General features: G+C 42.9%; 24 protein-coding genes. 15 read left to right on the forward strand and 9 right to left on the reverse strand.

The window, feature by feature from the left end; all coding sequences use genetic code 11:
* Positions 1-44 precede the first annotated feature (44 nt).
* From gshA to hisB, 4 genes are all read right to left on the reverse strand, one after another.
* Complete coding sequence (gene gshA / locus CYL31_RS03740) at positions 45-1,637, reverse strand: glutamate--cysteine ligase (protein ID WP_212917638.1); 1,593 nt, start codon at positions 1,635-1,637, stop codon at positions 45-47.
* A gap of 213 nt (positions 1,638-1,850) precedes the next feature.
* Positions 1,851-2,624 carry an imidazole glycerol phosphate synthase subunit HisF gene (gene hisF, locus CYL31_RS03745; protein WP_212653523.1) on the reverse strand — a complete coding sequence of 258 codons (774 nt, stop codon included), beginning with the start codon at positions 2,622-2,624 and terminating at the stop codon, positions 1,851-1,853.
* A 51-nt stretch (positions 2,625-2,675) separates the two neighbouring features.
* Positions 2,676-3,353: an imidazole glycerol phosphate synthase subunit HisH gene (gene hisH, locus CYL31_RS03750; RefSeq protein ID WP_212917639.1), complete on the reverse strand. Its 678-nt coding sequence runs from the start codon at positions 3,351-3,353 to the stop codon at positions 2,676-2,678.
* Between the two features lie 12 nt (positions 3,354-3,365).
* The gene (hisB, locus tag CYL31_RS03755; RefSeq protein WP_072838962.1) at positions 3,366-3,959 is read right to left on the reverse strand and encodes an imidazoleglycerol-phosphate dehydratase HisB; all 594 of its coding nucleotides are present in this window, start codon (positions 3,957-3,959) and stop codon (positions 3,366-3,368) included.
* Positions 3,960-4,224: 265 nt separating this feature from the next.
* Here hisB and CYL31_RS03760 point away from each other — a divergent pair, with 265 nt between their 5' ends.
* The 4 genes from CYL31_RS03760 (at position 4,225) to CYL31_RS03775 (ending at position 9,168) form a co-directional block, all read left to right on the forward strand.
* The gene (locus CYL31_RS03760) at positions 4,225-6,483 is read left to right on the forward strand and encodes an AsmA family protein (protein ID WP_212917640.1); all 2,259 of its coding nucleotides are present in this window, start codon (positions 4,225-4,227) and stop codon (positions 6,481-6,483) included.
* A gap of 53 nt (positions 6,484-6,536) precedes the next feature.
* Positions 6,537-7,586 carry an A/G-specific adenine glycosylase gene (gene mutY, locus CYL31_RS03765; RefSeq protein WP_212917641.1) on the forward strand — a complete coding sequence of 350 codons (1,050 nt, stop codon included), beginning with the start codon at positions 6,537-6,539 and terminating at the stop codon, positions 7,584-7,586.
* 21 nt (positions 7,587-7,607) lie between these two features.
* Positions 7,608-8,783, forward strand: coding sequence for a chromate efflux transporter (gene chrA, locus CYL31_RS03770; RefSeq protein ID WP_212917642.1), 1,176 nt, complete (start codon positions 7,608-7,610; stop codon positions 8,781-8,783).
* A 100-nt stretch (positions 8,784-8,883) separates the two neighbouring features.
* Complete coding sequence (locus CYL31_RS03775) at positions 8,884-9,168, forward strand: oxidative damage protection protein (RefSeq protein WP_212917643.1); 285 nt, start codon at positions 8,884-8,886, stop codon at positions 9,166-9,168.
* Between the two features lie 152 nt (positions 9,169-9,320).
* Here CYL31_RS03775 and CYL31_RS03780 read toward each other — a convergent pair whose 3' ends face one another.
* Positions 9,321-9,743: a flagellar basal body-associated FliL family protein gene (locus CYL31_RS03780; RefSeq protein ID WP_212917644.1), complete on the reverse strand. Its 423-nt coding sequence runs from the start codon at positions 9,741-9,743 to the stop codon at positions 9,321-9,323.
* 151 nt (positions 9,744-9,894) lie between these two features.
* On the opposite strand from CYL31_RS03780, the gene CYL31_RS03785 reads away from it, so the two are divergent.
* The 5 genes from CYL31_RS03785 to trmB all read left to right on the forward strand — a co-directional run bounded on the left by CYL31_RS03785 (position 9,895) and on the right by trmB (position 13,365).
* On the forward strand, positions 9,895-10,401 hold the full coding sequence (locus CYL31_RS03785) for a disulfide bond formation protein B (protein WP_212917645.1): 507 nt from the start codon (positions 9,895-9,897) through the stop codon (positions 10,399-10,401).
* A 172-nt stretch (positions 10,402-10,573) separates the two neighbouring features.
* On the forward strand, positions 10,574-11,044 hold the full coding sequence (gene rsd, locus CYL31_RS03790) for a sigma D regulator (RefSeq protein WP_212917646.1): 471 nt from the start codon (positions 10,574-10,576) through the stop codon (positions 11,042-11,044).
* The gene (locus CYL31_RS03795) at positions 11,016-11,999 is read left to right on the forward strand and encodes a WD40 repeat domain-containing protein (RefSeq protein WP_212917647.1); all 984 of its coding nucleotides are present in this window, start codon (positions 11,016-11,018) and stop codon (positions 11,997-11,999) included. The genes rsd and CYL31_RS03795 overlap by 29 nt, the downstream gene beginning before the upstream one ends.
* A 3-nt stretch (positions 12,000-12,002) precedes the next feature.
* Positions 12,003-12,470: a DUF423 domain-containing protein gene (locus CYL31_RS03800; RefSeq protein WP_212917648.1), complete on the forward strand. Its 468-nt coding sequence runs from the start codon at positions 12,003-12,005 to the stop codon at positions 12,468-12,470.
* Positions 12,471-12,651: 181 nt separating this feature from the next.
* Positions 12,652-13,365 carry a tRNA (guanosine(46)-N7)-methyltransferase TrmB gene (gene trmB / locus CYL31_RS03805; protein ID WP_212917649.1) on the forward strand — a complete coding sequence of 238 codons (714 nt, stop codon included), beginning with the start codon at positions 12,652-12,654 and terminating at the stop codon, positions 13,363-13,365.
* 71 nt (positions 13,366-13,436) lie between these two features.
* Here the strand turns inward: trmB and CYL31_RS03810 are convergent, their stop codons facing one another.
* Positions 13,437-13,835 (reverse strand): H-NS histone family protein, encoded by a 399-nt coding sequence (locus CYL31_RS03810; protein WP_212917650.1) that lies wholly within the window; start codon positions 13,833-13,835, stop codon positions 13,437-13,439.
* 372 nt (positions 13,836-14,207) lie between these two features.
* On the opposite strand from CYL31_RS03810, the gene CYL31_RS03815 reads away from it, so the two are divergent.
* Positions 14,208-16,370 (forward strand): Tex family protein, encoded by a 2,163-nt coding sequence (locus CYL31_RS03815; RefSeq protein ID WP_212917651.1) that lies wholly within the window; start codon positions 14,208-14,210, stop codon positions 16,368-16,370.
* A gap of 90 nt (positions 16,371-16,460) precedes the next feature.
* Here the strand turns inward: CYL31_RS03815 and CYL31_RS03820 are convergent, their stop codons facing one another.
* Positions 16,461-17,054 (reverse strand): FMN-dependent NADH-azoreductase, encoded by a 594-nt coding sequence (locus CYL31_RS03820; protein ID WP_212917652.1) that lies wholly within the window; start codon positions 17,052-17,054, stop codon positions 16,461-16,463.
* A 168-nt stretch (positions 17,055-17,222) separates the two neighbouring features.
* Here CYL31_RS03820 and CYL31_RS03825 point away from each other — a divergent pair, with 168 nt between their 5' ends.
* Complete coding sequence (locus tag CYL31_RS03825) at positions 17,223-18,143, forward strand: LysR family transcriptional regulator (RefSeq protein WP_212917653.1); 921 nt, start codon at positions 17,223-17,225, stop codon at positions 18,141-18,143.
* 13 nt (positions 18,144-18,156) lie between these two features.
* Here the strand turns inward: CYL31_RS03825 and CYL31_RS03830 are convergent, their stop codons facing one another.
* Complete coding sequence (locus CYL31_RS03830) at positions 18,157-18,711, reverse strand: MSMEG_1061 family FMN-dependent PPOX-type flavoprotein (protein WP_212917654.1); 555 nt, start codon at positions 18,709-18,711, stop codon at positions 18,157-18,159.
* 298 nt (positions 18,712-19,009) lie between these two features.
* On the opposite strand from CYL31_RS03830, the gene glmU reads away from it, so the two are divergent.
* Together glmU and glmS are read left to right on the forward strand one after the other, a co-directional pair.
* Positions 19,010-20,371, forward strand: a complete 1,362-nt coding sequence (gene glmU / locus CYL31_RS03835) for a bifunctional UDP-N-acetylglucosamine diphosphorylase/glucosamine-1-phosphate N-acetyltransferase GlmU (RefSeq protein WP_212917655.1) — start codon at positions 19,010-19,012, stop codon at positions 20,369-20,371.
* A 116-nt stretch (positions 20,372-20,487) separates the two neighbouring features.
* Positions 20,488-22,314, forward strand: a complete 1,827-nt coding sequence (glmS, locus tag CYL31_RS03840) for a glutamine--fructose-6-phosphate transaminase (isomerizing) (protein WP_212917656.1) — start codon at positions 20,488-20,490, stop codon at positions 22,312-22,314.
* 94 nt (positions 22,315-22,408) lie between these two features.
* Here glmS and CYL31_RS03845 read toward each other — a convergent pair whose 3' ends face one another.
* Positions 22,409-23,557 carry an oligogalacturonate lyase family protein gene (locus tag CYL31_RS03845; protein WP_212917657.1) on the reverse strand — a complete coding sequence of 383 codons (1,149 nt, stop codon included), beginning with the start codon at positions 23,555-23,557 and terminating at the stop codon, positions 22,409-22,411.
* 271 nt (positions 23,558-23,828) lie between these two features.
* Between CYL31_RS03845 and CYL31_RS03850 the strand changes: the two genes are divergently transcribed.
* Entirely contained in the window at positions 23,829-24,710 is an 882-nt protein-coding gene (locus CYL31_RS03850; RefSeq protein WP_011978601.1) for a carbohydrate ABC transporter permease, read from the forward strand.
* A 2-nt stretch (positions 24,711-24,712) separates the two neighbouring features.
* On the forward strand, positions 24,713-25,624 hold the full coding sequence (locus CYL31_RS03855; protein WP_212917658.1) for a carbohydrate ABC transporter permease: 912 nt from the start codon (positions 24,713-24,715) through the stop codon (positions 25,622-25,624).
* Positions 25,625-25,633 lie beyond the last annotated feature (9 nt).

Consider the following 25,633-nt stretch of genomic DNA (forward strand, 5'->3'; position numbering starts at 1 on the left):
CTCGTATGAGGCTTTTTTATGTCTACCAGTTCTAAAAACTTGATTTACTGCGGTGTCAGATAAGCCGCGAGGAAGGTATCAAAGTCCACTTCATCTGCCGCCTCAATCGCTTCTTGATCTCGTAACGAGCGTTCTGCTTTTTCCATAAACTCACGAGTCAGTTCATCGGATAAAGGGCGAGACATCCATTCTGTTTGCTGTTCTTTTGATAGCATTAACATGGCATTTTGATAGCCTTGTTGTGCCTTGCTGCGCTCAAGTAGCTGAGCGGAAGGCAGTAGCGTTTCATTGCTTAATTTTTCTCGTTGAACTTCTACTGCGTGTTTGTAAGCCGGATTGCCTGTTTTATTAGACAAAAATTCCGCGACTTCAGCGAGTGAGTTCAGCATGTCTTCTGCTTTCGTACGAAGTTTGGTTGGGCCTTGGCCGAAATCAAAGTCCATATCTAGGTCGCGGCCGTGAGATGCAATTTCTTGCTGCATCTTACGAAGTTGGCTGCACTCAGCACTGCCTAGTTGTTCATCGCCACGCAACATACAGTAAAGCAAGAATACATCGATGAAATACAAAGTCGAAGATTGCATGCCGATAGAAGAGCTTGGATCTAGATCCATAATACGCACTTCAATGTATTCAACACCTCTAGCTTGTAGTGCTGCGCTTGGGTGTTCGCCAGGTTGAGTCACGCGTTTTGGTCGAATGTCGCTGTAATATTCGTTTTCGATCTGCAATAAATTACTATTAAGTTGGCGATATTGACCATCAACTTTTACACCAATATCTTGGTAGCGCTGATATGGTGTCTGCAAGGCTTTTTTTACTGTGCTGATGTAAGTTTCAACTTCGTTGTAACACACGTACAAATCCGCTTGAGCCTTGTTTTGATAACCAAGATCACTCATGCGAAGCGAGGTGGCTTTTGGGCCAAACCAAGTGTTTTTTTCAAGAGTATTTAGGCTATCAGGCTTTTTCGGTAAAAAGCTCTCGTCTATCGCTGGAGACGCCCCGAACAATAGTGACAACATCCAAGAGCTACGACGAAAGTTTCGGATCAAGGCGAAATAGCTATCTGATTGAAAGGCTTGTTTTTCAGCTTTTGAAAGATTGGATTTGCCTTTGTAGCTTTCCAAGAAAGACCAGAAGTCTTTATCAAAAGAGAAATTGTAATGCATGCCAGCGATACACTGCATGATACGACCATAACGATTAGACAAACCTTCGCGGTAAACGCGTTTTAGCTTGCCTGTGTTTGATTCGCCATAATACGCGATAGGAACATCTTCGTTACCCGCTAAATAACAAGGCATGCTGGCTGGCCATAAACATTCATCTTGCTTATAAAGTTCGTGATTGACTAGGTTGTGAATGTCTTCTAACTCTTTAATGACACCTTCAACGCTTGGATGAACACCAGTAATAAACTCCATCAAAGATTCGGAATAATCTGTAGTGATAGAACTGTGAGTCAGTGCCGAGCCCAATGCTTTCGGGTGAGGCTTATGCGAAATATGGCCTTCAGTACGGTCAACTCGTAGCGCTTCTCGCTCTACACCACGATGAAAGGTGAGTGCAGAAGTCGTCGCGGCTTGCTGGCAATGAGTTGCCAGCGCTTGCAAAGCATCGGTTAAGGTGGTCAAGAAGTCTTCCTTCTATTGAATAAGGCAAAATTAAATTTTACGGATTGTACTCGGCAGAGTTGATTCGCAGCAAGCAACAGATTTCCCATGCACAAAAAATGCTGACTTCCCCAACATATATAAAAGAAATTTGTCGTATTAAAGACCGGCCTACAAAAATCAAATAACCTGTAGGTCGGTCTTTAGGCCGACAATTGTCACTAGAGGAGTGGATTAAAGACGCATTTCAATGCCAGCATCGGTCATACGTTGCTTTGCTTCTTGAATGCTGTATTCGCCAAAATGGAAAATACTCGCTGCCAATACGGCATCTGCTTTGCCTTCAATCACACCATCGACCAGATGATCCAAATTACCAACACCGCCGGAGGCAATAACAGGTACATGAACCGCTTCACTGATGGCGCGAGTGACACCCAGATCGAAACCGTTTTTAGTGCCGTCGCGGTCCATACTGGTTAGCAGAATTTCTCCTGCACCGTACTCAACCATTTTCTTTGCCCACTCAACGGCATCTAACCCAGTTGGTTTACGGCCGCCATGAGTGAAAATTTCCCACTTATCTGGCTCGCCTTGTGCACTGACTTTTTTCGCATCAATGGCAACAACGATACATTGGGAGCCAAAGCGCTGTGCGGCTTCACGAACAAATTCTGGGTTAAACACCGCAGCGGTATTAATGCCGACTTTGTCTGCCCCCGCGTTTAGCATGCGACGAATGTCTTCGCAGGTGCGAATGCCACCACCAACAGTCAAAGGAATGAACACTTGGCTGGCAATGGCTTCGACCATATGAACCGTTGTCTCACGATCGTCTGAACTAGCGGTGATGTCGAGAAAAGTAATCTCATCGGCGCCTTGCTCGTTGTAGCGCTTTGCTACTTCAACTGGGTCGCCTGCGTCACGGATATCGACGAACTGAACGCCTTTAACAACGCGGCCATTGTCCACATCAAGGCAAGGAATAATACGTTTTGCTAAGCCCATAAAATGGCGCTCCTAGAATCTAATATGCTTCTATAACTCGATGGCTCACTGTTATGGTTTGCCGTCCCAGTGAAGGAAGTTTTTATAAAGCTGAAGACCGTCTTTATGACTTTTTTCTGGGTGGAATTGCACGGCGAAAACATTGTCTCTAGCGAGCGCAACACAGAATTCCAAACCGTAGTCACAAGTACCAGCGACTTCGCTTTTATTTTCAGGTACTACATAAAAGCTGTGTACAAAATAAAAGCGAGCGTTGTCAGGAATATCCGCCCAAAGAGGGTGATTTATTGTGTGTTTAACCTGATTCCAGCCCATGTGCGGCACTTTAAGTTTACTGCCATCATGATCTGTGTGCTTCTCACCAAAGAATAAAGCATTGCCTTGGAAATGGTTCAAACAATCTACACCGCCGTTTTCTTCGCTATGAGACATCAAAGATTGAATGCCGACACAAATAGCAAGAAATGGCTTTTCCGCCATGGCTTTACGAATGCTAGGAACCAGTCCAGCATTGTACATTTCACCGATACAATCACGAATCGCGCCAACGCCTGGCAATAAAACACGATCTGCAGCATCAATCACCGCAGGATCGCTTGTAACTATCACAGAAGTATTTTCGTCAGCGACGTGTTCAAGGGCTTTGGCAACCGAGTGAAGGTTGCCCATGCCGTAATCGATCACTGCGACTGTGGATTTTTTCATGTCACCCGTACTCTTATTACTCATACTAAGAGAATCCTACAAAGAACCTTTAGTGGAAGGCATTTGCCCAGCCATGCGTTCGTCAGCTTCTAAAGCCATGCGTAATGCACGTCCAAAGGCTTTGAAGATGGTTTCCGCTTGGTGGTGAGTATTTTTACCACGAAGATTGTCTAGGTGTAGTGTCACCTTGGCGTGGTTGATAAAACCGTGGAAAAATTCAGAGAACAAATCCACATCAAAACCGCCAACAGAGCCGCGAGTAAAAGGTACGTGCATTTCTAAACCAGGACGACCAGAAAAGTCGATCACTACGCGAGACAAGGCTTCGTCTAAAGGAACATAAGCGTGGCCGTAACGTTTAATGCCTTTTTTATCGCCAACGGCAATGTCAAAAGCTTGGCCTAAGGTGATACCTAAATCTTCGACTGTGTGGTGAGCGTCAATGTGAAGGTCGCCAACTGCATGGATGTCTAAGTCAATCAGACCATGACGTGCTACTTGCTCAAGCATATGGTCAAGGAAAGGAACGCCTGTGACGCAGTTGAATTTACCGGTACCGTCTAAGTTAATCGATACCTTGATCTGAGTTTCAAGCGTATTACGCTCGACACTGGCAATGCGATCGGACATTGATTGGTTTCTCCACAGTGATGGTGACGAATGGTCGCCACGTTTTTATATAAGAGCATGACATAAGTTCCCCATTATAGAACGTGGGCTCTTTAGCTTCTATGCTTTGTCTGTGTGTTTTTTGATGAGTTGTCTCTATTGCATCGATAAACTCATACTTCGAATGCTATGATATGGCAATATATTCGATATTGAGTGCAATCTTAGGTAGGCTTCTAGCCAAGTTGAGCGCACTTGTAGTACCACACTTTTTAAGGGGTTTGTCATGGTTTGGATAAAGCGACTTTCACTGTTGGTGGCTGGATTATTAGCCATCATTGCTCTTTTGTTGGCGTACGTTATGTTGTTCGTTAATCCAAATGATTTTAAAGACGAGCTAAAAAGTGTTGCCTTAGAAAAAGCCAATGTTAACTTGCGTTTGGATGGCGATATCAGTTGGTCATTTTTTCCTTGGCTTGGTCTTGGTTTGGAGGACATAGGCGTTGCTATCGGCTCTGACCCTGAAATTTTACAATTTGATCGCGCTGAGTTTGGTTTGGCTATCTTGCCTTTGCTTGAGCGTAAAATTCAGGTTAACAAAGTCAATCTGGTTAACCTAAAGGCTAGTTTAAATAAAAACGCCCAAGGCCAAGGCAATTGGCAGCTAGACTTGCCTGACAACACGCCAGCGGCCAATGCCGCTAATACGCCAAAAGCCTCAGGCGCAGCTGATACTGCCAACGTGACGGCCAATACAGCACCCAATAATACTGATGAGAAAATCAAATTACCCGACATACAACTAGATGAACTACGCATCGAAAATGCACAAGTGCAATATCGCGATGAGCAAGCTAAACAGCTTATTAACGCCACCCTAAATGTACAGTTAAACGATGTTCAATGGGATAAAGCTTGGCCTATGGTGATGGACATCGCCGTGACACAAAGCGATTTAGAAGGAAAGTCACCAGTTAAGGCGAAAGCGACGTTAAACGCCAATCTTGCAGTTTTTCCTGAAAGAGAATCCTTGTCTCTAGACTCTTTGGTTTTGTCTGGCGAAGTTGAAAGCGATTTGTTACCGGCTAGCCCAATAAGCGCGAAACTTAGCGCCACCAATGTTGATCTTGATTTACCTCAAGAAAATGTCTTAGTGGAAGGCTTGGCATTAAGTGTGCTGGGTGTCAATGTCGATGCAAAAATTCAAGCTTATCAAGTGTTAAGTGAACCTCAGTTTTCAGCTGTATTGTCTGTTGGAGAGTTTAATCCTCGTTACTTAATGACACGTTTAAATTTGCCTTTGCCAGATATGTCTGACGATACAGCGTTAACCAAAGCGCGTGCCAACATAACCCTAGAAGGGAATTTAGATTCGATTACAGCGCAGCCGATTTCTATCGCCATGGATGATACCAATATTGAAGCCAATGCGGTGGTGGATTTATCCCCTTTGCGTTGGGACGTCAGTGTTGCTGGTAAGAACTTAAATCTTGATCGTTATTTGCCAACCCCAGTCGAAAAAAGTGAAGAAAATACCGCAGAAGTGCCGCCGGTCACTGCAGATACGGCAACGACTGCAGCATCAGAGGATTTAATCCCTGTGGAGTTGATCCGCACTTTAAACGGTCATGTGGGTGTGGTGTTTGAGAATCTTATCGTTAAGAAGTTAAAGATAGACAAAATTGAATTGGACTCGACTCAGTCTCATGGTCTGGTAAAAGTTTCTCCACTTCGTGCTTCCTTGTACAAGGGGAGTGTGTCGTCAAAGGTGAATCTAGATGTACGAGGTAAAACTCCAGTTCTAGATGTGATACCAGCCATTGATGGTGTGCAAATTCAGCCTTTATTAGTCGATTTTATGGACATGAATAAAATTGCGGGTGCGACTTATCTAAATGGTGAGTTAAGTGCTAAAGGCAATACAGTCGATGCGCTAATGTCATCATTGCAAGGCGATTTATTGATTGATATTAAAAACGGCGCTTTGGTGGGAACCAACCTAACGAAAACCGTATGCGAAGGCATAGCAGCGATCCGTAAAGATAAGATTGATGATCAACAGTTTGGTCCTGATACGCCATTTGAAACCATGCGCTTTCCTGCTCATATTGTGAATGGGCGAGTTTCAACTCCTGGTTTAAAAATAAGCTCTGCGGGTATTCAGGTGACGGGCGATGGTGTGGTGTCACTGCCAAATTCGTCTTTAGATTACCAAGCGAATGTGGGTATCGCGGGCAGCGAATTAGATAAGGCCTGTCATGTTAATGAGAAAGTGACTAAGTTGGCATTTCCTATTGTCTGTAAGGGACAATTTAGTGATGACCCTGCTGGTTTATGTCGTCCTGATATAAAAGGCTTCGGGAACTTATTTGCTGACTTGGCAAAGGATGAGCTGAAACTTAAGGCCGACGCAGAAAAAGCGCGACTAAAAGAAAAAGCTGAGGCAGAAAAAGCACGTGTGAAAACCAAACTAGAAGAAAAACGTAAAGCGGAAGAAGAAAGGCTTAAAGATAAGCTGAAAGACAAATTAAAGAACTTGTTCTAATCACGGATCGATTAAGACGTGGATTGTTTAGAATATTGTTACGTGAGAAATAAATGCAGCCAGTTGAAAATTTTGCGCCCCGTATTTTAACGTGGTTTGATGAGTACGGGCGTAAAAGCTTGCCTTGGCAAGAGAACAAAACACCTTATCGTGTGTGGATTTCTGAAATCATGTTGCAGCAAACGCAAGTGACAACAGTGATTCCGTATTACCATAAATTTATGTCGTCTTTCCCAACGGTTGAAGCCTTGGCCAATGCTGAGCAAGACGAAGTGCTGGCGCATTGGAGTGGCTTAGGCTATTACGCTCGTGCGCGCAATATGCATAAGGCGGCCAAAATGCTTGTGGATGAATTCGACAGTGAGTTTCCATCGACGGTCGAAGGCGTTTGTGAGTTACCTGGCATTGGACGTTCTACTGCCGCAGCGATTCTATCGATTTCTCGTGGTGTTCAAGCGGCAATACTAGATGGCAATGTAAAACGTGTGTTAGCACGCTTTCACGCGGTGCCAACTTGGCCAGGTGAGAAAAAAACTGAAAATGCCATGTGGGATCTGGCAGAGCACTATATGCCGAGTGAACGCTGTGGTGATTATACGCAAGCCATGATGGATTTAGGTGCGACGCTGTGTACACGCTCAAAACCACAATGTTTGCTTTGTCCGTTACAAAGCGATTGCCAAGCTCGCCTTACTCAAGATCCAACACAGTTTCCTATCCGTAAACCGAAAAAAGCCGCCAAACCAGAGAAGAGTATTCAGCTGTTGGTGTTGACCAATCAACAAGGGCAGTGGTTATTAGAAAAACGTCCGTCTACTGGAATTTGGGGTGGGCTTTGGAGTTTGCCAGAGCTAGCGTCAGAAGAATCTGTGGTGCTGCATATTGAGCAACGATTTGCTACGCAGGTCGCCGCTGTCACACCTTTGTCATCTTTTAGACATACTTTTAGTCATTATCATTTGGATATTTCGCCAAGCCAAATTCAAATTACCGACATGAAAATGGTAATGGAAGGTGATAAGTACCAATGGTTCAGCCAACAAGATGCCATGGCGCAAGGATTGCCAGCACCAGTGAGAAGCATTTTGGAAAAAATTGATTAATGAATTCGGAATCTTCGTACTATGACAGATAAAAACCTCTCATATTTTCAACGCGTCGTAGAGGTTTTTGTTTCTTTCTTATTATTAGGCTTTACCAGTTTTGGTGGGCCTACTGCTCATCTTGGTTACTTCAACCAGACCTTTATTAAGCGCAAACAGTGGGCGAGTGAAACCCAGTATGCTCAATGGGTAGCTTTGAGCCAGATTGTGCCTGGGCCAGGTTCGAGTCAAGTTGGTTTTGCTTTAGGTTATCATCGTGCTGGATTGCTTGGTGCGATAGCTGCTTTTATTGCTTTTACCTTGCCGTCTTTTGTTGTCATGGTATTAGTGGCGCAATTTGGTAATCACTGGCAGGGCAACGTTTTTTTTGATTCTGTTGTACACGCCTTAAAGCTACTTGCGGTTGTTGTGGTCGCAGACGCTTGTATCAGTATGTGGCGGTCGTTTTGTCAGAGTAAAATCATGGCTGGCCTAGCCTTGTTTAGTGCGGCATTTATTATCTTGTCACCTTCTGGTTTTGCTAGTTTGGCAGTTCTGCTCATTGCTGTGCTTTTGGGCTTTTTAGCAACTTCTTCTATTGTTCCAACTGCTTCTGAGTCTTTACCTAAAATTCGTTTTGCTTGGTGTTTTTTTGCCGTTGCTGTTGTGGGCTTTATTGTCAGTTTTTTTCTAGATAGCGGATTGAGTGGTCTGTTCGCCGGTTTTTATCGCGCAGGGGCTTTAGTGTTCGGCGGCGGGCATGTGGTACTACCAATGTTGTCGACTTTTGTCCCAACCCCTGAATCTGATTTATTGCTGGGTTACGCGGCTGCTCAGGCTGTTCCCGGGCCCATGTTTGCCATGGCGAGCTTTTTGGGTGCTTCGGTGACGCCAGAGGGTGGCAATGTTTGGCTTTGGGCTGGTGTGGCTACCTTAGCGGTATTTTCATCCGGATTACTGCTGATGTTAAGTGCCCAAGCTGCATGGCAGCGCTTGTCGCATCATGTTCGGTTTCGTTCTGCCGTGGCGAGTTTAAATGCCGCTGTAGTCGGGATTTTGTTAGCTGCCTTGTATTATCCGATTGGCACATCGAGTCTGCTCGGTTGGGTGGACGTTATCATTGTAGGCTTAGGATTAGCTTGGTTGATCTATAAGCGCCCATCGATTTTTGTCCTGATTATGGTGTTTATTGTTGTTGGACTTTTTCGGAGTTATTAATACTGCAGCATTTAAAAGGGCGATAAATAATCGGCACCTTGAATTCTGTCGTGTTAACGCCATTATTCATTTTATACATTGATGACGGCGAGAGGCCCTTATGTCGAATACAGTTTTTTGTAAAAAGTTCCAAAAAGAAATGGAGGCGTTGGATCGTGCGCCATTGCCTGGGGCAAAAGGCCAAGAGATATTGCAAAATGTTTCTAAGCAAGCTTGGCAGGAATGGCAGCAGCTACAAACAATGATGATTAATGAAAAGCAGTTGAACTTGATGCAGCCTGAATCGCGTAAATATGTGATGGAGCAGATGGATAAGTTTTTCAATAATGAAGCGACAGATAAGCTTGCAGGATATGTTGATCCAGATGATATTAAAGAACTTTAATTGATTTTTTTACATTTACTTGTGACATTGTAAAAAGATCTTTTTAAGCAAGCTTGCTACAAAAATGCCCCTTGCCAATTATTTAGCAAGGGGCATTTTTGTAGTTTAGATTCTTAGATTGGGCGCTAAACGAGCAAAGCTTTGTTTACTGTTTACTGAGTGACAAAGCTAGCGAATAAGATGTCTTTCACCGGCTCAAGTCCAGTTTCTTCTTTTAATGCGCCGTTTACTGCAATGGCCGCTTCTTCACGTGTTTTCTCCCGTGCTATCGCGCCAGTGACTTGTTCTGTCGTGCGAGAGCTAAGAAACATGACTAATGCATCCCTGACTAAAGGCATATTGGCTTCGATTAAGTCTTTCTTAGTCTCGTCAGTGCGAATGCTAATGCTGGTTTTTATATATTTGAGTCGAGCATCGTTGCCAAGGTGATTGACGACAAAAGTAGGTTGTAATTCGATATAAGCCGCCGCTGGCGCACCATCCTCTGCAGCGTTCGCAGCCATCCCCGTGAGGCTACAAAGTAAGAGTAAAGTAAATAGACGTGATTTACGGTATAAGGACATCATCAATGACATGTTAGGTTCTCGTATTCGTTCCAATAGACAGTATACTAACTGTCATTAAAGCTTTCTGTCAGTAGTAATTTCGCACTTTACTGATTTACCGCTGTCGTAAGTTTTGTTATTCATTAAAATATCCATTTAGTAAGTTTAGGAATCTTTATCTATGTTCTCGTTTTTGTCTGCCCGTCGTTTTCATGGTTTGGTTGCGTTTGCGGCTTTTGCTCTTTTAGCCGTAGCTTTTTATATGGAATATCAAATGGGCTTAGAGCCTTGTCCATTATGTATGTTGCAGCGCATTGTTTTTTTCTGTGTTGGTGTGGTGTCTTTGGTATCCGCCTTAACCGCGAGTGAAAAAGCGAGAAAAGTATTTTCTTGGGTCGTGGTTGTTTTATCTTTTGCTGGGGCGGCGTTAGCCATTCGTCATTTGTACTTACAAAGCCTGCCAATGGACGAGCTTCCAGCTTGTTTGCCAGGGTTGAGCTATATGTTTGAAGTTTTTCCATGGCAAGAAATTATGCAAGCTATGGTGATGGGGACTGGTGAATGTGGTGATGTCGTTTGGACACTATTTGGCCTAAGTATTCCTGGTTGGACATTAGTTGCTTTTGTTGGCATGGCTATCGTAAACATTGTTATTGCATTGCGTGCGAACAAAAAAATAGTTGCCTAAAAGTGATTGTTTGAGTTTGCATTTAACCCAATGTGGTCAGGCACAATAATCCTATAAAGGTCTATAAAAAGGTTACAAATCCCCCTGGATATCGCCTTGCAGGGGGTAACGTATCGGAATATGCTTGAGACAAAGATTTTTAATAATAATTAACGCCTGATGGAGTCTGCATATGTTAGAAGGTTGTAAAACAGCCCAAGAGCGATGGGGCGGAGTGCACATAATTATCGATCGCTGGTTAGAGCAGCGCCGACAATTGGTTGAAATGGGCGTGTATTTACGTGAGCGCGGTGAATTTACGCCGACCGATACACCTAAAATTCAATCATTTTGTGAATTGCTGGTGGATTATGTTTCTGCAGGTCATTTCACTGTCTATGAACAGTTAGCTCTTGAAGCGAAAGAATTTCATGACGATGGTGCTGTTGTTTTGTTGCGTAAATTGTTGCCTCTGATTGATAGTTCGACAGAAGTCGCTATCGAATTTAACGACAAATACGATACTAAAGAACATTGTAATGCTCAGCTTGAGGCGTTGCCTTTTTCATTGCAGGCTTTGGCAGTTGTAATCGCTGAACGGTTTCAATACGAAGATCAGTTGATTAAGGAATTACATGAAGCGCACAGCGAAAAAAGCGCTTGAGCTTGGCTTAATTGCTTTCTGTTCAGTAGCTTTATTGTCTTGCTCTGCAGAAGCGCCAGTGCGAACTGCTCAATATGCTGTGCAGGGATTGTATTCTGCTGTGCTGAGTGATGATGGTACCACTGCTTTGATTGGTTCTATTCAACATGGCGGCAGTTACTGGGTGAATGCTGTTAATGAGCGTCGTTTCAGTTGGAATCATGCACAAGGCGAATATTCGTCGTTTCTTGGTGTTGATATTGATCCAAGCGGCCAATTCGCAGCAACAGGTGGTGCGCGATCCTTAGTTCTTTGGAATACATCAACCGGTAAGTCTGACGGCTTCTGGACCACTCCTGGTGATATTCAATCTTTGAAACTGACTCAAAACGGTGATTATGCATTAGTCGGCTTAAATGATCAGACTGCGCGGTTTTTTGATATTAAGCGTGGTGGTATTAAGCAAACCTTGCGAACAGGTTCAACCGTTCGTGCTGTGGATATAACACCAGATGGCATGCTGGGTATTACCGGAGATGATTCTTCTAATGTCATCTTGTGGAATATGCAAACTGGTGAGAAAAAATTTCAGTGGCCTTTAAGTAATGTTATTGGCAGTGTGGCTTTGTCCGCTGATGGCAAATATGCGTTTGGTGCTGCCCAGCTGGGTAATGCAAAAATTTGGTCCACTAGCACAGGTAAAGAACTCACTAAAATTGATACCGGCGCTCTGAAGTACCGCAACGTTACTATTAGCCAAGCGGTTTTTTCAAAAGATGACAGATCCATTCTTATTGGTGAGGTGAGTAGTCGAGTATCTTTGGTTCAAGTTAGTACTGGGGTTGTCCAAAAAGAATGGGAAATTTTTACGCCTAAGAGTCGACCTAGTGGCGCGAGTGTATTAGCGTTGGCTTTTGGTTCGGGTAATCGTTACTACGCCATTGGTAGTAATGGTTATTTAAATGTATTGGAATAATTCATGTCTTATCACGATGTTGAACCAGCTTCATCTCTTTCCAAGCAAGAGCAGATAAAAAAAGAACAGGTAAAAAAAGAATCAATACGACTGCTTTTTAAGTGGGGTGCTTTTTTCGCTGCCCAAGCCTTTATATCTGTTGCCGCTGGCGCGTTTGGAGCCCATGCATTAACGGACATGTTAGATCCGAAAGCGTTAGGTTGGTGGCATACTGCTAGCCAATACCTTATGTATCATGCTTTAGCTGGTTTGGTGGTGGTTGCCTTGTCAGCTTATTTATCCTCAAGTAAAAGTATTCTGATACTTCTTCTTGTTGGCAATGTGTTATTTGCCGGCAGCTTATATATTATGGCCTTAACGGGTTATACCATATTAGGTGCGATCACTCCGCTGGGTGGTTTGTGTTACTTAATTGCTTGGGGGCTTTTGGTATTACGTCTATGGCGATCAAGCTATGAGAGTGTGATCTAATAGCACGACGTACCTTCATAAACTGGCAAACAAAAACAGGACATCACCTGTTTTTTTCGGTAGGATAGCGCCCCGCTAGTCTTACCGAACAACCATCACAAATTAATGATTGACCTCAGCCGAGCGGATTGAGTTTTGTTCAGGTTAATTAAAATAGAACACACTTAAGCGATATTACTCCATGCAAGAGCACAATACAGACAATCAAGAACCTATCAAAAAACGCACCATTCGTAGTTTTGTAGTACGCGGTGGTCGCATGACCGAAGGTCAGCAAAAGAACTACGATGCGAACTGGGCCGTATATGGTTTGGATCTTGCTGATGGTCGAATTGACTATACAGCCGTGTTTGGTCGTGACTCAGACGTGGTGCTTGAAGTGGGCTTTGGCATGGGCGCCTCCCTTGTTGAAATGGCGAAGAATGCGCCAGAGAAAGACTTTATCGGTATTGAAGTGCATCCACCGGGTGTTGCTAAATTGATGATGCTAGCAAAAGAAGAAGGTATCACTAATTTACGCGTGTACTGTGATGATGCGATTGAAGTAATGGCGAATTGTCTGCCGCAGAAAACCGCCAGTGCATTTCAGTTGTTCTTCCCTGATCCTTGGCATAAGAAGAAGCACAACAAGCGTCGTATTGTTCAGCCTTTATTTGCTCAGCAAGTAGCGAATGTATTAAAAGATGGCGGACATTTTCATATGGCAACAGATTGGCAGCCTTATGCTGAACATATGATGGAAGTAATGGAAGTCCAAGAAGGCTATCAGAACGCAGCGGGTAAGGGGTTATACCATCCTCGACCAGAATGGCGTCCTCTGACTAAATTTGAACAGCGTGGTGAGCGTTTGGGTCACGGTGTTTGGGATTTGATTTATACGAAACAAAGCAGCTAAGCGACCTAGTGTTTAGCCAATAAAAAAGCGACTCAATGAGTCGCTTTTTTATTATTCAGAGAAAGCTGAAATTATTTAATTTCTACACTTTCACGGCTGTTGCCTGCATCAAAGTATTCTTGGAATACTTTTGGTGTGCGGCCACGGCCAGTCCACTCGTGAGTTTCGCCATCTACTTTTAGACGGTATTTAGGTTCAACTGTTTTGCCTTTTGTTGCGCCAGCTTTTGGAGTAGTTAGCAATGCAACTTCTTCCATAGTTAGACCGCTTTTAGCGATTAGGCTAGCAATTTCTTCTGCACGAGCAGATTTAAGAGCTTGTTCTGCATCACGAGCAGCTTCTTCTTCTTTTGCTTTTTCAAGCGCATTGTTGAAGCCTGCAATTAGGTTTTCAAGTTGAGCAACGGTCAACTCTTTAGCAGCAGCACGTGCTTTCGCTTTGTTGCCTGCTAATTCTAGTAATAAACTCATTGGTGTCCCCTATTTATCTGTTAAGAACTGGTTGTCTCTTATATAACTGGTTGGTCCTGTACTGAAAAATAGATCCGTCTTTTACACCCAGTAGCGTGTTAAAATCAATAAATCTAAAGTCTTCTAAGATAGAGAAAATCTCTTTTCAGTCAGACTGCGAATCTAAACCAAAGAAGAAAATGAATGTTTATCTTGTATTGCAAACTCAATATTAATTCATGCCTGTAAAAAACATTGAATTGCTGTCAGTACATTGTGATGTAATTTTATACTATTTCAAGTTTGAGTGTGGATTTTAATAAAAAATAACTTAAGATGCTAATCAAATAACGTGTTTAAACTGTTAGAAAAGTGTAAATAATAGGGTAATAAATGAATTCCATATCAGATAACTTAAGCTTAGAGTTTTCTATATTAAAAAAGTACAGCGATAATATTATTCAATTATTTGAAGATGGCGCAACTGTGCCATTCATTGCTCGGTACAGAAAAGAAAATACGGGTGGTATGAGCGATATGGATTTACGCTCTTTTTTTGATAGGTGGCAGTATTTAGTAGAATTAAAAAAACGTAAAGAAAGTATTCTTTCGTTATTAGCAGAAGACCAGAATGTATCGGATTCCATAAGAAGAAAAATACAAAATGCCATTTCTAAAAATGAGCTAGAGGATCTGTACTCGCCGTTTAAGAAAACCCGTAAGACCAAAGCGGATGAAGCAAAAGAGCATGGGCTAGAGCCTCTTGCAGCACAGATATGGACTGGTCAGCGTTCAGACACCATATCTGCAGTTGAGGCATGGTGTAAGCAAAATAACATTGTGCTATCAGCGGCGTCAGCGTTAGAGGGTGTAACTGAAATATTGAATGAAACCATTGCAAATGACAGTGATGTTCTAAAAAAGGGCCGCGAAGTATTACTCAAAGACGGTCTTTTAACCAGTCGGGTTTTACGAGGTAAAAAAGAACAAGGTGAGAAATTTAGAGATTATTTTGATTATCAAGAAGCAATTAATAAGGTGCCTCCTCATCGTTTGCTTGCTCTCTTTAGAGGGAAAAAAGAGTCCATACTAAAGTTGAGTGTCTCCTTAAAAAATGAAGAAAACTTTCCTAGCATATTAATATTTCCTCATTTTAATCAATTGCTTGATACTAACGAATCGGCGTCTCATAGAGTGACGCCTGTACAGCGTAAGTATTTAAATACGGCTTGGGAAAATAAACTTTTACCCAAATTAGAAACAGATGTTCTTGCACAATTGAAAGACCGAGCGGAAGAGGGAGCTATTCAGGTTTTTGCTGATAATCTTCAAGATTTATTAATGGCTGCCCCAGCAGGCGCTTATCGAGTATTAGGTGTCGATCCAGGCTTTCGTAATGGTGTTAAACTGGCTGTGATCGATGAGCAAGGCTCATTGTTAGATCACGGTGTTATTTATCCCCATGGACCTCAGAATCGTACACAAGAAGCGAATGCAATATTATCTAAGTTAATTCATCAGCATCGTATCGGTTGGGTGGCGATAGGTAACGGTACCGCTTCACGAGAGACCGAGGGGTTAGTTAAAGCCCTTATTACTGAATCGAATCTAGATTGTCGCGCGGTGGTTGTCAGTGAAGCAGGCGCCTCTGTGTATTCTGCTTCGCCAATAGCAATACAGGAATTTCCAGATTTGGATGTCACAATACGAGGCGCGGTTTCCATTGCCCGTCGTTTTCAAGATCCACTTGCTGAATTGGTAAAAATTGATCCGCAAGCAATAGGGGTTGGTCAATATCAACATGACGTGAAAGTATCTCAGTTATCTAAATCCCTTGCCAATGTGGTTGAAGATTGTGTGAACCGTGTTGGCGTAGATATTAACCTCGCCTCGGTTTCTTTATTGTCTTACGTTTCTGGTTTAACCAATCGGCTGGCCCAAAATATTGTGGATTATCGTCAGCAGAAAGGGCGAATCGAGTCTAGAAGCGAGCTGTTAAAGATAAAAGGCATCGGTGAAAAATGCTTTGAGCAGTGTGCTGGCTTTTTAAGAATATTAAATGGTAAAGAAGCCTTGGATCAGTCCGGTGTACATCCTGAATCCTACCCTTTAGTACAGCAAATGGCTGCGCATTTGAAACTAAAAGCGAAAGACTTACTTAACAATAGTGCTGCCTTGCAGCAGCTCAAGCAAATGGCGCCAAGCTTTGCTCAAGCCGGAGACTTTACTTATACGGATATTCTCAATGAGCTTGTGAAGCCAGGGCGAGACCCACGGCCAGAGTTCCGCTATGCGTCTTTTGATCATAGCGTACAAAAACTTGAAGATGTGCAGGAAGGTATGACGTTAGAAGGTGTTGTGACTAATGTGGCGGCATTTGGTGCCTTTGTTGATTTGGGTGTGCATCAAGATGGATTGATTCATATTTCGCAATTGGCAAATCGGTTTGTTAAAGACCCAAGGGATTTAGTACGAGTGGGTCAAGTGGTCAATGTCACCGTGTTAGAAGTGGACGTGCAGCGCAAGCGTATTGCTCTGAAAGCCAATGGGCTTTAATTGAAAGGACCTAAAAAAACCGATTAGAAAATTCTAATCGGTTTTGGAGTGTAACCAGTAAAACTAACTTAAAAGGGATAAAAGTTAACCTTAAACAGCAACGGCGATTTGCGCTTTTGCTTGGTTGAAAGATTCTTCGCCTGGTTCGCCAAGTGCTTGACCGCCAGCAATGAAAGTTTCTTTTACATTTAGGCCTATGAAGCCTAGGAATGTTTGAATATGTGGTACTTGGTGGTCAACTGGAGTGCCAGCTAGTAGGCTGCCGCTTGCTGCAAAAATATAAGCATCTTTGTTTACCAGACCAACAGGACCTGTTTCAGTGTATTTAAATGTACGGCCTGCACGAGCAATATAGTCAAAGTAAGACTTCAATGTAGAAGGAATGCCGAAGTTGTACATAGGAGCTGAAACGATAACCACATCAGCAGCTTCTAGCTCAGTAATTAGTTCATCACCAATCGCAGCAATCGCTTGTTGTTCAGCAGAGCGATCAGCTTCAGGAGTAAACAAAGCGCCTAATGTCTCGCCAGTGAAATGCGGTAGTGGATTTGCTGTCACATCACGAGCAACGACTTTGCCTTCAGGATTTTTCGCTAACCATTTTGCAACAAATTCGTTTGCTAGTTGACGTGATTTAGAGTTTTCGCCAGAAGCGCTAGAGTCGATACGTAATAAAGTAGCCATTGTAATAATTTCTCCTCGGTAATCTTAAGTGAGCCAAGATGGCTCGTCACTTGATAATAAAGCCATCTTATAACCAAATTATTCGATTAAAAAGTGACATTTTTTGGAGATATTGATCGAAAAATACGATATATTTATCTTTCATATACTTTATATAAGAGAATTTTCTTGAAAGCCCCGAGAGTAACCCTAGAGCAATGGCGAGTACTGCAATCTGTTGTCGATAAAGGTGGTTTTGCCCAAGCCGCAGAAGCGCTTCATAAAAGCCAATCTTCTGTCAGCTATACAGTAGCGAAGCTTCAAGAACAGCTAGGTTATCCGTTGCTAATTATTGAAGGGCGAAAAGCCAAGCTAACAGAGCGCGGCGAAGTTTTGTTACGTCGCTCAAGGCATTTGTTAAAAGAAGCCGTTGATCTTGAAGAGCTGGCTCACACACTGGGACAAGGTTGGGAGCCTGAATTGGAGCTAGTGGTTGATCAAGCCTTTCCAACACCGGCCTTGCTTCGCGCCTTACAAGCTTTCGAGCCACAAAGCCAAGGAACGCAAGTTCAGCTTAAAGAAGCGGTATTAAGTGGCGGTGAAGAGGCACTGCGAAAAGGTAGTCCAGATTTGGTGCTAAGTTCTATCGTCCCAAAAGGTTATTTGGCTGACCCTATTGTTGAAGTGGAAATGATCGCGGTAGCGGCGACGAGTCACCCTTTGCATCAAGAAGCAGACCCTATTAATAACGAGCGCTTGAGCCGAGAATTACAAATTGTTATTCGAGACTCGGCATCTGAAAGCTCTATTGATGCTGGTTGGCTTGGTGCTGATCGACGTTGGACGGTATCGAGTGTGCAATCCGCTTTAGAAATTGTGACTAGCGGCATAGGCTTCGCGTGGCTACCAAAGGCCGATTTAGAATACGCCTTGCAAAGCGGTAAGCTCAAAAAGCTGAAATTGATCTCTGGTAGTGAGCGCAATTTTCATATGTATGCCATCTTTGGCAAAGGTGAGCGAACCGGCCCTGCTACGAGACTTCTAGTGGAACTCCTTCAGGCTGAATGTAATGCTTGCCCAAGACGTTCATCTATTCCTTCCCAGTCCTAGATCAATCCTAATTTTACTCTTTGGTTTGATCTTGAATGATGCTCAAAAGTGATGGTAGGAATGCACGTTCTACCTTATTTTCATCGCTCCATAGTTTTGCAACAGCAATGGCTTTGGGGCAATGAAAAAGTAATTTGTGCACACTTATTTTAATCACCAGTTTTGGTGGTTTATTATTTTCAGCAAACAAATTTAATGTGTCGTTGTCAGTATGTAGGCTTGCTCTGCCTTTTATGCGCACAACCTCGCCGATACCTGGAATCATAAAAAGCAGGCCTGCTTCAGGTCTTTCTACAATATTTCTCAAACTATCTAAGCGATTGTTACCCGCTGTGTCTGCAAATGCTATGGTCTTCGAGTCCAGCACTTTAACAAATCCAGCATCTCCCCCACGAGGTGACACGTCTGCAAAGCCATTTTTATCCTTTGTCGACATGATAATAAAAGGGCAGTGCTCTATGAAGGCGATTGAGTGTTTTTCTAGTTCATCAATTTCTTTTTTCAATGCTAAAGGATGAGCCTCGTTATAAAGCTCATCAAGTTGCTTAGGTTGGCAGATTTGGCCCATGTTAATCCTTGATTTCTTGTGATGTGAAAATCATCTGAGAATGCTTGTTATTAATATTAGGCGGGTATTTTATACTGCTAATGTTGTAATGTAACGCGCCAACATCATATTGATTATTTCCTGACAATCTTTGCTTTTACCTTGCCTAGAAGCTTTTAAAATCATCGATTTATAATTTTTTATAAAAATTGTCATTTTTTTTGTGACAATTTGGGTTGTGGCGTTTTTGGCAAAAAGGTCTAATAGCTGCCATCCTTAATTTATTCATTATTTATAGACATCGACACAAGGAAGCCTCATGACTCAGGACATCGTAATTCTCGCTGCTGGAAAAGGTAGCCGAATGAAATCCGCTCTCTCTAAGGTATTACACAAAGTTGGTGGCGTCGCTATGGTTAGGCGAGTACTGGCGACGGCAAATACTTTAGCAGATTCTAAATTGCACCTTGTTGTTGGTCACCAAGGCGAACAGGTCGAGGCAAATTGTCAGGATTTTTCAGCCAATATTGTTTGGCAAAATGACCCTCAAGGAACCGGTGATGCATTGCGTCGCGTCGCGCCTTTCCTTCAAGCTGATGGTGCGACATTAACTCTTTATGGCGATGTTCCGCTTATTCGTGCCAGCACATTAGAAAAAATGACGTCTCTGTCGACTTCTAATACCTTAGTTTTATTGACGATATCCCTTGATAACCCAATAGGTTATGGCCGTATTGTGCGTAGTGATCAAGGTAAGGTAACTGCGATCGTCGAGCAAAAAGATGCCTCAGAAAGCCAGCTGGCTATTAAGGAAGTGAACACGGGGATTCTGTTGGCACCGAATAATCATCTACAAGGTTGGCTTGCTGCCTTAACGAATAATAACGCCCAAGGCGAATATTATTTGACTGATATAATCGCCATGGCGGCTCGTGATGGTGTGGATATTGTCACCGTGAATCCAGAAAACGAAGCTGAAGTGGCTGGTGTTAATGATCGTGTCCAACTTGCAGCGTTAGAGCGCGAGTTACAAAGTCAGCAGGCCATCAGCCTTATGCAAAATGGGGCAACCTTGTTAGATCCTTCTCGCATTGATATTCGCGGTGAATTGATTACCGGCCAAGATGTCATTATCGACGTTAATTGCATATTTGAAGGTAAGGTAGTGCTGGGGACTGGCGTTGAAGTTGGAGCAAATTGCCATCTTAAAAATTGCACCATTGGTGACAATACTATTATTAAAAGCAACACGCTAATCGAAGAGAGCGAAGTTGGTGAAGACTGCGATATCGGGCCATTTGCTCGTTTGCGCCCTGGCACCCAGCTTGCCAATAAAGCGAAAATCGGTAACTTTGTCGAAACCAAAAAAGCCCGCATCGGTGAAGGCAGCAAGGTCAATCATTTGAGCTATATCGGTGATACAGAAATGGGGGCGAACGTGAACGTTGGTGCGGGCACTATTACTTGTAATTACGATGGCGTGAATAAACATCTAACGCAAGTGGCCGATAATGTTTTTATCGGTTCTAACACCTCGTTAGTCGCACCAGTGCAAGTAGCGGAAGGCGCCACTATCGCGGCGGGCTCGACCATCACCAAACAAGTGGGCGAGAAGCAATTAGCTTTCGCTAGAGCGCGACAAACTAACAAAGACAACTGGCCTCGACCAACCAAAAAGTAACGGGTCGCCGTTACTGCAAAGGGGTCAGATCCCTTTAACGAATTTTTTCGAGCTGAATGAAGCTTTATTTTTTAAGGGATCTGACCCCTTTAGTAGACTCAAAAAAGGATTCTCACATGTGCGGAATAGTTGGCGCCATTGCTCGTCGTAACGTATCAAAGATTTTAATTGAAGGCCTAAGCCGTCTTGAATACCGTGGTTATGATTCTTCCGGTATTGCAATTAACAACGAAGAAGGTGTGTTTTCACACCGTGCCGTTGGCAAAGTTCAAGCATTAAAAGACAAATTCGAGGCAGAGCCATTAGATGGCAAAATGGGCATTGCTCACACTCGTTGGGCGACCCATGGCAAACCAACAGAAGCCAATGCCCATCCACACTTTTCGGGTGATGATCTTGCTTTGGTGCATAACGGTATTATTGAAAACCACGAACCATTACGTCGTGAATTAAAAGCCAAAGGCTATGAATTCAAATCTGAAACGGATACCGAAGTCATTGTTCACCTTATTCATGATGCCCTGAAAACACAGCCAGATTTATTGAAAGCCGTACAAGCGACGTTAACACAATTGCATGGCGCGTTCGCTATTGGTGTTGTTCAAAAAGACGATAATGATCGTTTTATTGCCGCTCGAAAAGGCAGTCCGCTTGTGGTTGGCGTTGGTATTGAAGAAAACTTTGTTGCGTCCGACCAGCTTGCGTTATTGCATGTTACTGATCAATTTATCTTCTTAGAAGAAGGTGATGTTGTTGAAGTAAGTCGTGATCAAGTGTCAATTTACGATGCTAAAGGTGAACTACAGGATCGCCCAATTAGCGTGTTTAACCACAACGTAGATGCCACTGATAAAGGTGAATTTCGCCATTACATGATGAAAGAAATCTACGAGCAGCCTAAAGTGATTAGCGCTTGTCTAGAAGGTCGTATCAGTGAAAATAAAGTATTAACTAGCTGCTTTGGTGCAGATTCTGATTTCCTAAAAGAAGTTGAAAATATCCACATCGTTGCTTGTGGCACCAGCTACCATGCTGGCATGGTAGCAAAATACTGGATTGAAGACTTAGCTGGTTTGCCATGTAGTGTTGAAGTAGCCAGTGAATATCGTTATCGCAAAGTGGCTGTGCCGAAGAAAACCTTGTTTTTGACCTTGTCACAATCTGGTGAAACAGCTGATACATTAGCGGCATTACGTATGGCAAAAGAACTGGGTTATTTAACCACCCTAGCTATCTGTAACGTGCCATCTAGCACGCTGGTACGTGAGTCAGCACTTACTTTGTTAACGAACGCGGGCCCAGAAATTGGTGTGGCATCTACCAAGGCATTTACTACTCAGCTAACTGCATTATTGATTACCAGTGTGGCGATTGCAGTAGAAAACGGCCTGTCAGCAGAAAGAGAAAAGGAGCTTGTACAAGCTATGCGTTCTTTACCTGCTTATGTTAATGCTGCGCTTTTAGAAGATGCTCACATTAAGACGGTTGCTGATCGGTTTGCTAATAAAACCAATGCGCTATTTTTGGGGCGTGGCACCATGTTTCCAATTGCGCTAGAAGGTTCGCTGAAGCTAAAAGAAATTTCCTATATTCATGCGGAAGCTTATCCAGCGGGTGAACTAAAGCACGGCCCATTGGCTTTGGTTGATGAAAATATGCCAATCATTGCACTAGTTCCCCACAACGATATGTTGGACAAACTTAAGTCCAATTTACAAGAAGTGGCGGCTCGTGGTGGTGAATTGTACGTTTTTGCAGATAAAGACACAGATCTTCATAACGAAGACAATATCATTTTCACCGAAGTGCCAAAAGTAGACAGCATCCTAGAACCGATTGTTCACACAATCCCGCTGCAGTTGTTGTCTTACCATGTTGCTGTTGTAAAAGGCACCGACGTTGATCAACCTCGTAACTTAGCAAAATCCGTTACTGTGGAATAATTAGAAATAAAAAAGCCTAGCTATGGAACATGAACGAAACATAGCTAGGCAAAACAGTGCTGAGAGTAACGCTTTTAAAAAGTCAGTGCTTACATTACAGGGTGGCTAGGTAAATAGCTGGTGTGCCATTTACGTCCGAGCTGTAAAGTACTGACTTATTGTCTGGTGTGAAAGATGGGTGAGGGTGGTTGATCTGGCGATCACCGTTTAAAACTTCCCAGCTTGTATTGTGTTCTGTAATAGGTCGAATGCTGGCATCAGACAGATCGATCAAATATAAGTTAGGATCGTTTTCTATCTTATGCCCATCATGATTTGACACGTCAACCGGTGTACCTGAACCATCGCCCACCACTAAAGTACCGTCGTAGTTGCTCATCAAATGACTGCACGCAGGCATTTCTGCTTCTACTTTAAATGCCAGGCTTGTTGCATCTACAGAGCAAAGCTGGCGCTTGTCTGTATTGGGTCGATAAGACACAAACATCATTTTTGAACCATCAGGAACGAAAAATTCGTGGGTACAAGATTCTTCTTCGCTTTGCTCGTAGACCTTGCGCATGTTGTCGCCGTTTTCATCAATCATCCACATACGTGTTTCGACTAAATCGTGTGGGCCTTCGTGACAAAAAGCGATGGTGTTATCATCATTTGGGCGATACAGAGGATGGCCAAGCCAGATATTTTCTTCAAAGATGGTGGTGCGCTGACCTGTTTTAAGATCGATTGAGATTAAGCGACAACGTGGTTTTTGATGATAGAACTGAGCAAATTTTTCCCAGCTATCTAAGTCCATGTAATCCGTATCTTTGATTTCTATCGCAACCACTTTTGTACAATCTGAATTTGGCACCCAAGTGCCATAGCCCACCCAGCCTTTAGCCACTTCATATAAAACACTGTGTTCTTGGTTTTTTATATCAACACGAATGAGCTGTTTGTTGTTTTTTACAAAGATCAGCGCGTCATCTTGTGTAGTAAGAAAGCCACCAAACACATTATCGCCTTTGCCTTCAGTCAGCTGTATGGCCGTTTCATTTTGTAAATCTAAAAGATGGTAGTTTCTGTTTGAATCGAAATTGGCAGAGATAAGCAGTTTATTCCCATCTTCTGTGAAGCATTTTTGATAGAAATAATTTCGATGACATACACCGCTATCAGGCGTTAGCTGAGTAACGATAGACCCTGTCTTTTCATCGGTTGTACGTTTAAATGCCAAAGATGTAGTGGTACCAAGTGACATGATTTCCTCTCTTATTCTTGTTTTTTCTCGTTTCTGCTGAGCTTGTGCTCTTTTCCTGTCTTTAGATTTCTGAGTAAGACGAGCGTTTGCTAGCCAGATTTTTACTTGTCTAAACACTTAATGAGAGCAGATTAACACCTATTTTATATTTATTCACCAATAAAAATGAAAAAGTGTTTTGAAAAAAATAATTAAGTATTGTTATTTTTTTATTGTTCTTCTAGTATGTTTTCACAACGTCAAATAAAAATAACATTCAGAGTTAAAAACTATGTATGAAAATAAGCGTTTAGGGTTGCTGTACATTAGTCCTTACATAATAGGGCTTCTTGTATTTACAGCGTTTCCCTTCCTCTCATCCTTGATCATTAGCTTTACTGACTATGATCTGATCAATCCGCCAGAGTACATTGGCTTAGATAATTATCGTTATATGATGGATGACGATACTTTCTACCAATCTATGGGGGTCACGTTTGCGTATGTGTTTCTGACCATTCCGCTAAAACTTGCCTTCGCACTCTTTATTGCCTTCGTGCTGAACTTCAAGCTTCGCGGTATTAAGTTCTTCCGCACCGCTTATTACATTCCTTCCATTCTCGGAAGTAGTGTGGCGATAGCGGTATTGTGGCGCGCGATATTCTCTCTTGATGGCTTGCTAAATAGCTTTTTGGGCATCTTTGGGGTCGAAGCGATTTCTTGGTTGGGTGAACCTGTTTTTGCCATGTTCTCTGTCACCTTGTTGCGTGTTTGGCAATTTGGTTCGGCTATGGTGATCTTCTTAGCTGCACTGCAAAGCGTGCCGCAATCTCAGTATGAAGCAGCAATGATTGATGGTGCGTCTAAATGGCAGATGTTTACCAAGATTACTGTGCCTCTTATTACTCCCGTTATCTTCTTCAACTTCATCATGCAGACGACTCAGGCGTTCCAAGAGTTTACCGCGCCGTATGTTATTACTGGTGGTGGTCCTGCTAAATCGACATATTTGTTCTCACTTTATATCTATGAGACGGCATTCAAGTATTTCGATCTTGGCTATGGCAGTGCGCTTGCTTGGGTGTTGTTTGTTGCTGTGGCGATTTTTACAGCGATTTCATTCAAATCATCGAAGTACTGGGTGTTCTACTCAGGTGATAAGGGTGGTAAGTAATTATGAATAAAGTATTCCCTAATAAGGCGGTGTTATCCGCAGATCTTAAAAACAATCCAATGCTAAGAGCTGAAATTCGTAAGCAACGAGTGGGCGCTTCTATTCGTTACATTATTCTGCTGTTTTTTGGATTGGTAATGCTATATCCGCTATTTTGGATGTTCTCAGCAGCCTTTAAACCAAACCATGAGATTTTCAGCTCTTTGAGTCTTTGGCCTAAGAATTTTTCGCTAGATGGTTTTATCAATGGCTGGAATACCGGCACGGAATATACCTTCGGAAGATTTTTTATAAACACCTTGTATTACGTGGTGCCAAAAGTGATTTTGACGGTGATTTCGTCGGTCATCGTAGCTTATGGTTTTGCTCGCTTTGAGATTCCATTTAAGAAGTTTTGGTTCGTTACTTTAGTAGCCACTATTTTGCTGCCAACGTCTGTGTTGTTGATTCCTCAATACTTGATGTTCCGCGAAATGGGCATGCTAGATAGCTATTTGCCTTTGTATTTGCCAATGGCATTTGCGACCCAAGGTTTCTTTGTCTTCATGTTGATTCAGTTCTTACGTGGCCTGCCAACGGATATGGAAGAAGCAGCACAAATCGATGGTTGTAACTCCTATCAGTTGCTTTGGTACATCGTTGTACCCATGTTGAAGCCTGCCATTATTTCTGTCGCACTGTTCCAGTTTATGTGGTCAGTGAACGATTTCTTGGGTCCGCTTATTTATATTTCCAGCGTAGAAAAATACCCAATCGCATTGGCTCTTAAATTGTCCATTGATGTCACCGAAGGTACTCAGTGGAATGAAATTCTGGCGATGGCATCCATTGCCATTGTTCCGTCAATTGTTGTTTTCCTAATCGCACAGAATTACTTCGTAGAAGGAATTTCGTCCGGTGGCGTTAAGGGATAGGTGAATAGT

This window comes from Marinomonas sp. A3A (genome assembly GCF_018336955.1).
GTDB lineage: Bacteria > Pseudomonadota > Gammaproteobacteria > Pseudomonadales > Marinomonadaceae > Marinomonas > Marinomonas lutimaris.